Genomic DNA, 13,968 nt, shown 5'->3' with positions numbered 1-13,968 from the left:
TTTTGATTGATGAGAAGCCAGGGATTTTCCCTGGCTTTTTCTTTGTTCAAATCGCCGGATTAAGACTTATATTTGGACCTTAAATTCAACCTATGGACCCTTGGCTACGTCCCATACAATTGGAAGGCGAATCGGTAAAGCTCGTTCCGCTTCAGAAATCACAAAAAGTGGATCTGGTCTTCGCTGCATCCGACGGCAAGCTTTGGGAACTTTGGTACACCACAGTCCCATCTCCCAAGACCATGGACTCCTATCTGGACACGGCCTTGGCACAACAAGCCGAGGGCAACGCACTGCCCTTTGCCATCATCAACAAAAAAACCAATTCCATTGTGGGGAGCACCCGTTATTTGAATGTGGATGCAAAAAACAAACGATTGGAAATCGGCGCTACGTGGTATGCCAAGAAAGTGCAGCGTACAGGCATCAACACCGAGTGCAAATACCTGTTGCTCAAATATGCTTTTGAAAATTTAAACTGCATTGCCGTGGAGTTCCGTACCCATTTTCACAATCACCCATCCCGAAACGCCATTTTGCGTTTAGGAGCCAAACAAGATGGCATTTTACGCAACCATCGGGTGGATGAACACGGCAATATGCGGGATACGGTGGTCTATTCCATTTTGAACACCGAATGGAAAACGGTCAAAACTTCGTTGGAATTCAAAATGGGCAAAAGTTATTTGGGCTGACCTTTTCCAAGACACCATAAGTTGGCAAAATTATAACTGGCCAGTTCCAAGTTTTCAATGGTTTTGGCTTTGGCATCTTCCAAATTTCCTATTTGATTGAGAATGGAAACTGCATAATCCAACCCCATATCCTGCATCGCTTCAATTGAAATATCCACCGACCCACAAAATGCTGCAACTGGGATATCATATTTTTTGGCTGAGCGAACCACACCGTTGATGGTTTTTCCGGAAAGCGTTTGTCCATCCAACTGTCCCTCGCCCGTAATCACCCAATCCGCACCTTGCAAAAAGGCATCAAAATGGGCGAGTTCCATGACCAAATCAACCCCAGAGGCCAGCTCTGCATTCAAAAAAACCACAGCTCCTCCGCCAAGTCCGCCGGCGGCTCCAGCGCCCGCGATTTGTTGCACATCAACCCCAAAAGTGGACTGTAGCACTTTGGCAAAGCCTTGTAGTCCCTTGTCCAATAACACAATTTCTTCCTCAGATGCTCCTTTTTGCGCTCCGTACACCTTGGCAGCACCGTTTTCTCCATAAAAAGGATTGTTCACATCGCAAGCCACTTGAATCTTGGCGTCCCACAACTTGGAATTCACCTGACTTTTTTGGATCTCCTTGACCTTTCCTAAATTTTTCCCAACGGGTTCCAGTTCATTTCCGTTGACATCCAAGAATACATATCCAAGTGCCTTGGCCATACCCATACCGCCATCGTTGGTAGCACTGCCGCCTATCCCCAGCACAATGTTCCGTGCTCCCTTTTCCAAAGCATCCAAAATGAGTTCACCCGTGCCATAAGAGGTGGTTTCCATACAGTTCATTTCCTGCTTTTGAAGCAGCTTATAACCTGATGCTTCCGACATTTCAATAAAAGCCGTCTGTTTATCCTCCGACAGCAAGTAATGCGAGTCAGTGTTTCGAAAAAGCGGGTCCTTTACGGTTACAGTAACTTTTGATGCGTTCAAATAATCCCCAACCACATCAATGGTACCGTCCCCACCATCGGCCAAAGGCCGATGTATCAATTCTGCATTTGGAAAAACTTTTACAATGCCACGGGCAACGGTTTCACAAAATTCGCGTCCTGTAAGTGAGCCTTTATATTTATCGGGTGCCAAAATAAATTTCATATCCACAATGTACTCAAGTTAATCGAGTTAAGCCAGATAATTTGAGCTGCTCCATTTCAAAATGGAACACGGCACAGGTTTTGAACATAAGGGGGAAGTATTTACCTTTAATAAAACTACATCATGAAAAAAACAATCTTTTTTATAGCTACGGTGCTGTTCAGCGGTGCAATTTTTGCCCAATCGAAAAACTTTTTAAATACGCCTTATCTGGAGACCCAAGCACAGGTGGACACCATGGTCACTCCGGACAAGATTTACCTCAACATTTTTATCCAAGAAAAGGATACCAAAGGCCGGGTTTCCGTGGAAGAGCAGGAAAATCAAATGGCACAGCGCTTCAAGGCTATGGGAATTGACCTAGAGAAACAATTGGTGATCAAAGATGCTAGCAGCAACTTTAAAAAATATTTTTTACGGCAAAAAGAGGTGCTCAAAAGCAAGCAATATTCCCTATTGGTCTATTCGGGCAAGCAATTGGGCGATGTGATGATGACCTTGGAACAACTGGAAATTGCCAACACTAGCATCGAAAAAACAGAATATTCTAAAATGGACGAACTCGAATTGGAGCTCAAAACAAGGGCCGTAAAAAAAGCCATTCAAAAGGCCGAAGCACTTACGAAGCCCTTAGGTCAAAAAGTGGGAGCGGCCATTCATATTGTGGACAATTCGCAATATTATCCAAGGTACAACCAAGCACCCATGATGGAAATGAAGGCCGTGTCTGCAGATATGGGCAGCGCACAACCATTGGACCTTGATTTTGAAAAAATTCGGGTAGAAACCAATGTCAACGTCAAATTTGCCCTGTCCAATTAGCGAACAGGGTCGTATCATTCGAACCAAAACCTATATGAAAGCAACTGTCTTACTTTTTCTCTTTACTGTCGGACTTGTTTCTGCCCAAGAAACGCTACAATTGTCCGAAGGACAAGCATCTCCCCTGGCCAACCTGTCGGATGTCGCTTGGATAGCAGGTCATTGGCAAGGAGAAGCTTTTGGTGGTACCGCAGAGGAAATCTGGAGTGCCCCTTTGGGCAATTCCATGATGTTTGTGTTCCGATTGGTAAACGATGGCATGGTTTCCTACTACGAATCGGGCCATATCCAGCAATTGGACGATTCCCTCATACTTCAGCTCAAGCATTTTGATGGCAATCTGATGGGTTGGGAAGAACGGGACGAAACCATTGACTTTAGATTGGTAAAACTAGAGCCGAACAAAGTTTTCTTTGAAGGACTGACCATGGAAAAAATAAGCGACGACCAAATGAATGTTTGGGTGCTCATTGAAGAAAATGGAAATTCGGAGGAAATCCTTTTTGCATACGAAAGGGTAAAGTGATTTGGTTTCACGGGAAACGGTTGAATTAGTATCTTTAACGGACTAACTAAACCAACACTCCTGTGAAATCAAAATCTTTACTTTTAGTTTGTGCCATGCTTATGGCATTCCATCCTGTGGATGCACAACGCAGAAACAAAAAATCTGATCAACCCTCCATCGTTGTTAACGACTCCCTTTTCCCTGGATTAAAGTGGCGAAACATTGGCCCCTTCCGTGGAGGGCGTAGCGTTGCCTCCGCAGGGGTTGTAGGGCAACCCCACACCTATTATATGGGAACTACTGGTGGTGGCATCTGGAAAACTACGGACGATGGCATTACCTGGAAAAATGTTTCCGACGGATTCCTGAAAACGGGGACCGTTGGTGATATCGCCGTATCCGAAAGCAACCCTAATATCGTGGTCGTCGGCATGGGCGAGCATGCAGCTCGAGGCGTTATGACCTCGATGGGCGATGGCGTTTACAAATCCACCGATGCCGGGAAAACTTGGAAACACATAGGTCTGGACTTTACGCGCCATATCTCAGATGTCATCATCCACCCTACCAATCCTGATATTCTCTTCGTTGCTGCCCAGGGTGCTCAATACGGCCCTTCCGAAGATAGAGGCATCTACCGCTCTACCAATGGAGGACAATCTTGGGAAAAAGTGCTGTACGTGGACACTATCACTGGAGCATCATCCTTGAGCATGGACATGAGCAACCCCCTTATTCTGTACGCAGCCATGTGGCAACACGAACGAACGCCATGGACCATTACCTCAGGAGGAGCCAATTCAGGGCTTTATAAATCTGCCGATGGAGGAACCACTTGGGACAAAATGGAAAAAGGTCTTCCCAAAGAATTCGGTAAATCGGGCATTTCCGTATCCAGGGCAAATGCCGATGTGGTCTACGCCGTAATTGAGGCCGAAGGCGAAAAAGGAGGTGTGTATAAAAGCATGGATGCTGGAAAAACATGGAAACAGACCAACAAAGATCGAATCAATATTGCACGATCTTGGTACTACATGGAAATCTTTGCCGATACCCAAGACGAAAATATCGTGTACGTTTTGAATGCACCTGTCACCAAGTCCATTGATGGCGGAAAGACCTTCACGCCTGTTCCAACGCCCCATGGCGATAACCATGACCTCTGGATTCATCCGAAGAACAATCAGATCATGATCAATTCCAACGATGGTGGCGCCAATGTATCCAACAACGGAGGAATTAGCTGGAGTTCACAACAAAATCAGCCCACGGCACAATTCTACCGGGTCATCACGGACAATCTAGTCCCCTACAATGTGTACGGAGGACAGCAGGACAATACATCCGTAGCCATTGCCAGCCGTACTAGGGATGGCGGTATTGATTGGAAGGATTGGTATGCTGTTGCTGGCTGCGAGAGCGCCTATTTGGCCTTTGACCCAGACAATCCAGAAGTGATTTTTGGCGGATGCTATCAAGGAATCATAGAAAAATGGGTGAAAGCCTCCCGTGAAGCCAAACCCATTAAGGAATACCCAGAATTGGGTCTGGGAAACATTCCAAAGGACTTTAAGTTCCGTTACAATTGGAATGCGCCCATCATTAGTTCACCACACGACCGCAACACCATTTACCATGCCGGAAATGTGGTGTTCCGAACCACCGACGGCGGTTACAGTTGGGATGTGATCAGTCCAGACCTTACCAGAAACGAAATTGAGAAACAAGGACCGGGAAGTGGTCCATATACCAACGAAGCGGCTGGAGGGGAAAACTACAACACCATCATGTACTTGGTGGAGTCTCCCCATGAACAAGGAGTGCTTTATGCAGGTACTGACGATGGATTGGTCCACATCACCAAAAATGGAGGCCAGAGCTGGGAAAACATTACCCCTCCCAATACCAAGGAAGGAATCATCAACAGCATAGAGGTATCTCCGCACGATCCAGCTACGGCCTACATCACCTTAATGCGCTACAAGTTCATGGATTTGGACACCTATATCTATAAAACATCGGATTACGGCCAAACGTGGACTAAAATTACCAATGGTATTGATGGCGAACATACTTTTGCCCGTGTAGTACGTGAGGATAAAAAGCAAAAAGGACTGTTGTATGCCGGTACCGAAACCGGACTATATGTTTCTTTGGATGATGGGCAACATTGGCAACGCTTGCAATTGAATTTGCCCGTGGTCCCCATCAACGACTTGATTATTCAGGATAATGATTTGGTAGCGGCTACGGCAGGAAGGTCTTTCTGGATTTTGGATGATTTGGGCGCGATTCAGCATAGCTTGAGCAGGGCGAATTCGCTTCAAATGGTAACTCCGAAACCATCCTACCGAATTTTTAATGGCAGTTCCGATGAATTTGTATCAGGATTGGGACAAAATCCAAAATCCGGCGTCACTTTCGATTATTATTTACCGAAAAAATTGGATTCCACCGAACTGAAGCTAGAGGTACTTTCTGGTGGAAAGGTGATACGAACCTTCACCAACCAAGCGCCAAAAGATTTCAAGAGTTGGGCAGGTGGACCCTCCAAACCGAAGGTGCTGCCTTCGGCCAAGGGATACAATCGGTTTACTTGGGATTTTTACCGCGAACCCTCCCCTGCCATTGAGAATGTGTTTGGGTTTGATGGATATGGAAGTTCCCGTGTGGCACCCGGCACCTACACCCTTCGGCTAACCATGGGCAACGAGACCGTGGAAACCAAGGCAGAGGTATTACCAGATCCTTTGATCGAGGCTACAGCTGCAGACTATGCGGAACAGCAATCCTACTTGACCCGAATCGATGAAACCTTGGTTAACATGCACAAGGCTGTGAACCAAATGCGCACGGCCAAAAGTCAACTTAACACCTATAAGAAATTGCTCAAGGACAATGAAAAGGCCAAAGAGCTATTGGAGAAAGGAGATGCATTACTGGAACGCATCAATACTTGGGAAGAGAACCTCATCCAGCCCAAGCAAAAAACCTTTCAGGATGTAGTGAACTTTAGCAGTAAACTCAATGCCGATTTCATGCATTTGAGAGGGTTTATCGATGTGGCCGAACCTAAGGTCACCGAAGGTGCAAAAGAGCTTTTCCGGGATAATATGGCCGAATGGAAGACTTTTGAAAATGAAAAGAACGCCATTGTGGGCACGGGCATGAAAGAATACAACGACATGTTCAAAACATTGGATATTCCCGCCATTATTTTAACAGAAGAATAATGGCCGAAACCTTTTGGAACGATCAGGAGTTCACAAAACAGGATTACACCCAGCAAAAATTGCCAAAGGGCGATTATGAAAATTGCCGTTTTGTGGACTGCCTGTTCTCCGAGGGGTATTTGGACAACCAGAATTTTATTGATTGCACATTTGTGGGCTGCGACCTTACCAATGCCAATATTGCCCATACCACTTTTAACGAGGTCACCTTTACCGACTGTAAAATGGTAGGGCTCCAGTTTGAAACTTGTAACCCCTTGTTGTTGTCGCTCCATTTTATAGGTTGTAATCTGTCCGTAGCGTCTTTTCATGGTATGGACTTACCACGTACCCTATTTGAAGATTGTAGGATGCATCAAACCGATTTTACGGAGACCCAACTGAAGGAGGGAAAATTTCCCAATTGTGATTTTGAAAATGCCATCTTTGACCAGACCAATCTGGAACGTGCTGATTTTACGAGCGCCCTAAACTTTAACATCGACCCCTCCATCAATCAACTCAAGAAAACGCGGTTCAGCAAAGAGGGATTGATCGGTTTATTAAAAAAGTATGATATTGTGGTTACCTAATCTTATCCTATGTCCGAAAGAAAATGCTTGGTCTGTGGAGAAAAGCTACTGGGCCGTATCGACCAAAAATACTGTTCCGACCATTGTAGAAATGCCTACAACAACCTGCTGAACCGTGACAGCAAAAATTTGGTGCGCAACATCAACAACAAACTCCGTAAAAATTATCGAATACTGGACAGTTTTCCTTTAAAGGATGGCAAAACCAAGACCACGAAGATGCGTCTGTTGGACAAAGGCTTTGATTTTGAGTACATCACCAACCTTTATACCACCAAAAAGGGCAGCACGTATTATTTCGTGTACGACCTTGGCTATTTGCCGCTCGACAACGATTATTACATGATCGTAAAAAGGGAATAGATTATTTCCAGCTTTGTCCGCTTAATTTGAGTGCGGCCACTACGATATCCTTTCGGCTGATCTGACCCACCAAAATACCGTTTTTCATGACGGGCAATCGGCGCCGGTTGTGGCGATCAAAAACACCCGCAGCATCAAAAATGGACATATCGTGAGGAATGGTCTCTACATTTTTGGTCATAAAACGCTCTACGCTCTTATCCAAAATAGGTTGGTTAAAATAGCGGCTCTCCGAAATCTGCTTCATACAATCGGCTTCGGAAACAATCCCCACCAAAAAACCATTGTTGTCCAACACAGGCCCACCAGAGATATGGTGCTTGGCAAAAATCTCCATTACTTCCAATATGGACTGGTCTGGAGAAAAGGTGATCAATTTTTTGGTCATGTAGTCCTCCACCAAAATTGGGGCATTGTACTTTTTCTTGGATTCCTCCTTAGAACGCACGCCTTGAAAACTCTTGATTGCCATAGGGTTAGATTTTAAAGTTGAATATTAAATATAGCCTTTTTTAACGAATATCCTAATTTTGGTCATCTAAATATGAGAACCTTTTAGAATTTCATACATTTATCACGTTGTGTATTTTAGCTGAAATTTGTCAGTTCGAGTGATTTTTCGAAAGAAAAATTGTATCGAGAACTAGAATTTCAATCCCAAAACCTATTCTCGATACCTGCCTTTGCCGGCAGGCAGGCAAAATTCCTTCGGAATTTTACTCGAATTGACGGCTTTGGCATAAAGACATCATAAACACACAACGGGTTACATTTAGTCTTTAAGAATATGAAGCCATGAAATTTTCCCGAACCCTTGCCCTTTTGCTGCTTTTCCTTGCCGTTTATTGGAGTTTTGTTTCCCTGATGCCCTCCTACAAACCAGATAAGGATGATGCAGCCACCAACTTTTCCGTTGACAGGGCGCTTGGCCACGTGGATCAATTATCCAAAGTGCCCCATGCCGTCGGCTTTCCCGGTCATGAAGACGCAAAAAAGTACATTATTTCGGAGCTGAAGAAAATGGGACTGGAGACCTTGGTCCAAGAGGGCTACACAGCAGGCGATTGGGGCAATCTGAGCAAGGCCAGCAATATTTTGGCCCGAATCGAGGGTAGCGAAGAGGGCAAAGCACTTCTTCTACTATCGCATTACGACAGTAGTCCGCACTCCTCTTATGGTGCAAGTGATGCAGGAAGTGGTGTCGCCACCATTTTGGAGGGAGTACGTGCTTTTTTGAGCGAAAATAGAGTCCCAAAAAACGATATTATCATCCTAATCAGCGATGCAGAGGAATTGGGGCTGAACGGTGCTGACCTCTTTGTAAACAATCATCCTTGGGTCAAGGACGTTGGGCTAGTCCTAAATTTTGAGGCACGGGGCAGTGGCGGACCCAGTTACATGCTTATCGAAACCAACAGGGGCAACGGGAATTTGATAAAAGAGTTCAAAAATGCCAATCCGAAGTATCCCGTGGCCAATTCTTTGGTGTACAGTATTTACAAAATGTTGCCCAACGATACCGACCTAACGGTGTTTCGCGAAGATGCGGACATTGAAGGCTTCAATTTTGCCTTTATCGATGACCATTTTGATTATCACACCGCATTGGACAACTATGAACGATTAGATAGAAACACACTGGCCCATCAAGGAAGCTATCTAATGCCGCTCCTCACCTATTTCAGCGATGCCGATTTGGGCAACCTAAAAAGTCTGAATGACGAAGTATATTACAATCTGCCCTTCTACAAATTGGTTTCCTATCCGTTTGAATGGATATGGCCTATGTTCTTTTTTGGGGTGCTTGCTTTTGCAATGCTCTTGTTCTGGGGCTTCAAAAAGAAGCAATTGGAATTCAAGCCGATTTTGAAAGGCTTTCTACCCCTACTCATCACCTTAGTGGTAAATGGACTGGCCGGTTATTTTTGCTGGTCCATCATCACTTGGTGGTACCCAGGCTTTAAGGATATGCTGCACGGCTTCACTTACAATGGTTACACCTATATTGCCGTATTTGTATCCTTTGCCTTGTTCGTTTGCTTTTATACCTATCATAAATTCCGAAGAATCAACACACCCAATCTTTTGATAGCCCCTAGTTTTTTATGGCTGGTCATTTGTGGATTGGTGGCGCATTATTTGAAAGGTGCCAGCTTTTTCATCATCCCTTTGTATGGATTGTTGGCCGGACTGTTGGTGACCATCAACCAAAAGGAACCCAATCCGTTCCTGATGGTGTTCCTTGCCCTGCCTGCCGTATTGATCTATTCGCCCTTCATCAAAATGTTTCCCGTTGGACTTGGACTCAAGATGATGATTGCGGCAACGGTACTCACCACACTGCTTTTTGTATTGATTCTCCCTTTTTTCGGGCAGTTAAAAAGCAAGGGGAGACTGGCTTGCCTTTTCCTTTTTCTGTTTTTTGCCCTTGGGATTACCAGTCATGTTCAATCCGACTTTAATGAGGAACGTCCGAAACCAAGCAGTTTGCTCTATGTGTACGATGCAGACAAACAATCCACCCTATGGGCCACCTACGACCATGTATTGATGGATTGGAACGGACAATTTTTAGGGGATGATAAGAGAAAACCTACTGCAGAGACCATCTCGAGCAAGTACCGGACCAGCCTGAATTATGTGGCCAATGCCCCCAAGAAGAATATCCCCGTCCCATACATTGACACCGTTTTGGACACCATTATAGGGGATAAAAGACATATTGAGGTTTGCATTACCCCAAAACGGAACGTGAACCGATTGGAAGTATTCACCAATCCGGTAGTCATTAGCGCTGCCAAGGTGAACCGTATTCCATTATCGTCCTACTACTTGGAAAACCGAAGAAGTAGGTTGTTGACACATTATATATCCAACAACAATTTTACAGAACTGCAACTGGAGTTTCCAAAGGATTCTGTGTTGGAACTCACCCTTTACGAAGCCTCCAACGATTTGCTGACTCATCCGGATTTCAGTATTCCTGAACGACCTAAAAACAGTATCCCTATGCCTTTTGTGTTGAACGACGCCATATTGACCATAAAAACCGTCCGATTTGAATAAAACCATAGGCATATTGGGTTGTGGCTGGCTAGGTTTTCCCTTGGCCCAGCGATTGGTGGCCGAAGGATATACCGTTAAAGGAACTACTACCTCAGCTTCCAAAATGCAAGATTTGCAAGATGAAGGCATCACCCCATTTCAAATTAGTTTGTCCGAAAATGGGATCCATGGTCCCATCAACGAATTTTTGGCAGGACTGGAAACGCTGATCATCAACGTTCCGCCAGGATTGCGAAGCAACCCCTCCGAAAGCTATGTTCGTAAAATGGAGCATCTGCTCGAAGCTCTTACAACGAGTGATGTCTCCCATGTGCTATTCGTAAGCAGTACCTCGGTGTATGGAAATGCCGACGGTGAGCTAACGGAAGATGCTCCCTTGATGCCAAATACCGAATCTGGAAGACAATTGGCAGCATGTGAAAACCTGTTCCGAAACAGCAAGGCATTCGCTGTGACCATCATCCGGTTTGGCGGACTCATCGGACCCGACCGCCATCCTGTTACCATGCTATCGGGCAGGGAAGGACTGAACAACGGCCACCACCCCATCAACCTCATTCATTTGGAAGATTGCATCCATATGATATGGACCATTCTCAACAATTCTTACTGGGGTGAAACCTTCAACGGAGTGTATCCCCATCATCCCGAAAAACAAATCTATTATTTTGAGGAAGCACAAAAAAGGGGGCTTCCCGCACCTTCCTATCAAAGGGAACCGTCATCCAATAGTGGCAAACTGGTTCGGAGCACAAATTTCCTCAACAAGGGCCATAGCTTTACCACATCGGTAGTTTCTTAGCCTTATTGAATTCTTAACAGCTTGGTTTGGATTATTTTGTTAGTTTTGGCGCACTAAATTGAAGATCAATGAAAAAGACCGTACTCTTACTGCTCCTATTTGTGGGCTTTAGTGGTATTTCCCAAACCAACAATGCCCTTGTGGAACACTACAAGGCGTACTACCAAGAAATGCGATTGCAAGGCGATGTCGTCGGTGTTATCGGCGCACTGACCCACTTGAATGTTTTAGACCCTTCCCAAGGGCGCAGGGACACCTTGGCCTTTGTTTACATGAACAATGGACAGCACATGCAGGCCCTGAACACTATTGGTGTGGAAAAGAATGCAGATGATTCCGATTTGGCCGTACAGATCAAGGCTTTTTCATTAAAAGCCCTGAACCAGCCCAAAAGAGCCTTGGAACACTTTGAAGAGCTGTACAAAAGAGAGGCTTCTCCATATATCGCTTATGAAATGGCCGACCTTAAAATACAAACCGGCGATATGCCCGGGGCGATTTCCAATATTGAATACGGTATTGCCAATGCCACAGATGAAATGACCTATGCGTTTTACGAGCGGCAACAACCCTACGAGGTTCCTTTAAAGGCCGCTTTTTATCATTTGAAAGGTTTGGCAGATTTTAATATGGATAAAGAAAATATTGATGGAGCCATTGTTTCCATTGACGAAGCCCTGAAAATTGCTCCGAACTTTAACTTGGCCAGCCTGAGCAAACAGGCCTTGGAATCCCGTAAAAAACAAGCTGCCGAAGGAGGCGAAAAATAGGTTATTGCTTATTTTTTAATTCTTGGAGCAAAGCATTGTCCTTTTTTTCCTTGATCTGGACAAGTTCGTCCACGAATTCGTTGGGCACTGCAATTGAAAGTACATAATGGGCAATTTTCCATTGCCCATTTACTTTTTTGAGCACGCCGGACCCCCTACAAATCTTCATTTGGGTGTCCAATAGCTCATCGAACCAAGCAAATTCCCCTGATTCGTCTACATAAATATTGCGCTCCACAGCGGTAAAGCTCCATGCTTTGCCACTATCAAAATAGGGCTTGGAAAAGGCCCGGAACTCATCATTTTGCCAATTTTCCATTGCATCCGTGCCCAAAAACACCCCGTCCTCGGTCATTCTCCCAAAGTAGGACTCAAAATCAGCATTGGCCGCATCCTTATGCCAACCGTCCAGAACATTGTTGATGGCCTCTTTTTCATTTTGTTGTGCAAACATCGTGATGGAACCCATCAAAAAGGCAATAAATAGAGAGTTAAGCTTCTTCATCTAAAATCAGTTTTTTGTCCAATTGGCTGTTCATGATCAAATTCAACTGTCTGCGCATGGCGTTATACGCTTCCAGCACTTTAACGGTTGATTCTGTGGTTGGTTGGTTGTCGAGTATACTGGCCTTGGTCTTGTACAAAAAGGTACGCATGACCATTTGACGGCTCTTTAATTGGAAAGAATCGAACGGCTCGGGATAGGTTCCTTCGGCCAATTTTTTCTCCTTTTCGATAAGATCGTCGATAGCGAGGGCCAAATCTTCATTGTTGGTGGCCTTGTAGAGCACATCGACGCTTGCATTCAAATTCTTGAACTCTTGCCATTGCTCCACGATCGCACTTGCCTCTGGATTTATGGTTGCCTTATCCGGCATTTTTTGGTAGTTGAATTCCAGTGCCGTAGTATCCACTTCGGGAGCGGCTTTTTCGGACTTTTTGCATGCCCCTAACGAGACCAGCAAAATCAATATGCCTAATAATTTTCGCATAGGCGAATGTACAAATTTTAATAAAGGGTATCTTTGCCATCAAACTAAATTAACTTCAATTTTAATGCACAAACCCGTTTTGATTATTGGCGCATGCGGCCAGATAGGAACCGAACTGACCTTTGAACTACGAAACAAGTACGGAGCTGAGAATGTGATTGCCAGCGACATTCGTGAGGGCAGTGATGCCCTGATGCAGTCGGGTCCATTTGAACTATTGGATGCTACCAACTACGCTGCCATTGAAGATGTGGTGATGCATTACGAGATTGATGAGGTCTATTTAATGGCCGCCATGTTGAGCGCAACGGCCGAAAAATTCCCCATGCGCGCCTGGAACCTGAACATGAACTCCCTTTTCAATGTCCTGAATCTGGCCAAGGAGAAAAAGATTTCCAAAGTGTTCTGGCCCTCAAGTATTGCCGTTTTTGGGCCCAACACCCCAAAACAATACACGCCGCAAAATACCATCATGGAACCCAGCACCGTTTACGGAATCAGCAAACAGTCCGGTGAACGTTGGTGTGAATATTACCATAAAAAATATGGGGTGGATGTAAGAAGCATCCGTTACCCCGGTTTGATCAGTTGGAAGACCATGCCGGGCGGAGGGACTACCGACTATGCGGTTGAAATCTACCACGAAGCTCTTAAAAAAGGTTCGTATGAATGTTTTTTAACCAGCGATACAGAGCTTCCGATGATGTATATGGACGATGCCATTAGGGCAACGATTAGCCTTATGGAAAGTCCTTCGGAGAACATAAAGGTGCGGTCCTCATACAATTTGGCTGGCATGAATTTTACCCCGGCCCAAATGGCACAAAGCATCACCAAGCATATTCCCGATTTTAAAATCAGTTATGCTCCCGATTTCAGACAAGATATTGCAGACTCCTGGCCCAGCAGCATAGACGATTCATTGGCCAAGGAGCAATGGGGATGGCAGCCCAAGTTCAATTTGGACCAAACTACAAAGGAAATGCTCGAAAATTTAAAAAAGAAGTAAGGC

General features: G+C 45.0%; 14 protein-coding genes. 10 read left to right on the top strand and 4 right to left on the bottom strand.

Features of this window, described 5'->3' with window-relative positions; genetic code table 11:
* Positions 1 to 92 precede the first annotated feature (92 nt).
* On the top strand, positions 93 to 695 hold the full coding sequence (locus tag ABNE31_RS04120; protein ID WP_349352462.1) for a GNAT family protein: 603 nt from the start codon (positions 93 to 95) through the stop codon (positions 693 to 695).
* Here ABNE31_RS04120 and ABNE31_RS04115 read toward each other — a convergent pair.
* Positions 683 to 1,828 carry a glycerate kinase gene (locus ABNE31_RS04115; RefSeq protein WP_349352461.1) on the bottom strand — a complete coding sequence of 382 codons (1,146 nt, stop codon included), beginning with the start codon at positions 1,826 to 1,828 and terminating at the stop codon, positions 683 to 685. The genes ABNE31_RS04120 and ABNE31_RS04115 overlap by 13 nt on opposite strands.
* 123 nt (positions 1,829 to 1,951) lie before the next feature.
* Here ABNE31_RS04115 and ABNE31_RS04110 point away from each other — a divergent pair, with 123 nt between their 5' ends.
* The 5 genes from ABNE31_RS04110 (at position 1,952) to ABNE31_RS04090 (ending at position 7,326) form a co-directional block, all read left to right on the top strand.
* Complete coding sequence (locus ABNE31_RS04110) at positions 1,952 to 2,650, top strand: SIMPL domain-containing protein (protein ID WP_349352460.1); 699 nt, start codon at positions 1,952 to 1,954, stop codon at positions 2,648 to 2,650.
* A gap of 34 nt (positions 2,651 to 2,684) precedes the next feature.
* The gene (locus ABNE31_RS04105) at positions 2,685 to 3,176 is read left to right on the top strand and encodes a DUF6265 family protein (RefSeq protein WP_349352459.1); all 492 of its coding nucleotides are present in this window, start codon (positions 2,685 to 2,687) and stop codon (positions 3,174 to 3,176) included.
* 62 nt (positions 3,177 to 3,238) lie between these two features.
* The gene (locus ABNE31_RS04100) at positions 3,239 to 6,391 is read left to right on the top strand and encodes a glycosyl hydrolase (RefSeq protein ID WP_349352458.1); all 3,153 of its coding nucleotides are present in this window, start codon (positions 3,239 to 3,241) and stop codon (positions 6,389 to 6,391) included.
* Positions 6,391 to 6,963 carry a pentapeptide repeat-containing protein gene (locus tag ABNE31_RS04095; RefSeq protein WP_349352457.1) on the top strand — a complete coding sequence of 191 codons (573 nt, stop codon included), beginning with the start codon at positions 6,391 to 6,393 and terminating at the stop codon, positions 6,961 to 6,963. The genes ABNE31_RS04100 and ABNE31_RS04095 overlap by 1 nt, the downstream gene beginning before the upstream one ends.
* 9 nt (positions 6,964 to 6,972) lie before the next feature.
* Positions 6,973 to 7,326 (top strand): hypothetical protein, encoded by a 354-nt coding sequence (locus ABNE31_RS04090; protein WP_127140881.1) that lies wholly within the window; start codon positions 6,973 to 6,975, stop codon positions 7,324 to 7,326.
* A 1-nt stretch (position 7,327) separates the two neighbouring features.
* Here ABNE31_RS04090 and ABNE31_RS04085 read toward each other — a convergent pair whose 3' ends face one another.
* Positions 7,328 to 7,798 carry a CBS domain-containing protein gene (locus tag ABNE31_RS04085; RefSeq protein WP_179383489.1) on the bottom strand — a complete coding sequence of 157 codons (471 nt, stop codon included), beginning with the start codon at positions 7,796 to 7,798 and terminating at the stop codon, positions 7,328 to 7,330.
* A 323-nt stretch (positions 7,799 to 8,121) separates the two neighbouring features.
* Between ABNE31_RS04085 and ABNE31_RS04080 the strand changes: the two genes are divergently transcribed.
* From ABNE31_RS04080 to ABNE31_RS04070, 3 genes are all read left to right on the top strand, one after another.
* Positions 8,122 to 10,392: a M28 family peptidase gene (locus tag ABNE31_RS04080; RefSeq protein ID WP_349352456.1), complete on the top strand. Its 2,271-nt coding sequence runs from the start codon at positions 8,122 to 8,124 to the stop codon at positions 10,390 to 10,392.
* The gene (locus tag ABNE31_RS04075; protein WP_349352455.1) at positions 10,385 to 11,194 is read left to right on the top strand and encodes an SDR family oxidoreductase; all 810 of its coding nucleotides are present in this window, start codon (positions 10,385 to 10,387) and stop codon (positions 11,192 to 11,194) included. Before ABNE31_RS04080 ends, ABNE31_RS04075 begins: the two co-directional genes overlap by 8 nt.
* Before the next feature lie 68 nt (positions 11,195 to 11,262).
* On the top strand, positions 11,263 to 11,964 hold the full coding sequence (locus ABNE31_RS04070; RefSeq protein WP_179383486.1) for a hypothetical protein: 702 nt from the start codon (positions 11,263 to 11,265) through the stop codon (positions 11,962 to 11,964).
* A 1-nt stretch (position 11,965) separates the two neighbouring features.
* Here the strand turns inward: ABNE31_RS04070 and ABNE31_RS04065 are convergent, their stop codons facing one another.
* Positions 11,966 to 12,469, bottom strand: coding sequence for a nuclear transport factor 2 family protein (locus ABNE31_RS04065; RefSeq protein WP_349352454.1), 504 nt, complete (start codon positions 12,467 to 12,469; stop codon positions 11,966 to 11,968).
* Positions 12,456 to 12,956 carry a hypothetical protein gene (locus ABNE31_RS04060; protein WP_179383484.1) on the bottom strand — a complete coding sequence of 167 codons (501 nt, stop codon included), beginning with the start codon at positions 12,954 to 12,956 and terminating at the stop codon, positions 12,456 to 12,458. Before ABNE31_RS04060 ends, ABNE31_RS04065 begins: the two co-directional genes overlap by 14 nt.
* A gap of 64 nt (positions 12,957 to 13,020) precedes the next feature.
* Between ABNE31_RS04060 and ABNE31_RS04055 the strand changes: the two genes are divergently transcribed.
* Positions 13,021 to 13,965, top strand: a complete 945-nt coding sequence (locus ABNE31_RS04055) for an NAD-dependent epimerase/dehydratase family protein (protein WP_293288394.1) — start codon at positions 13,021 to 13,023, stop codon at positions 13,963 to 13,965.
* Positions 13,966 to 13,968 lie beyond the last annotated feature (3 nt).

Source organism: Flagellimonas sp. MMG031 (assembly GCF_040112705.1).
GTDB lineage: Bacteria > Bacteroidota > Bacteroidia > Flavobacteriales > Flavobacteriaceae > Flagellimonas.
Note: the sequence above shows the minus strand (reverse complement) of the source record. Positions and strands in the feature narration are given on the sequence as shown.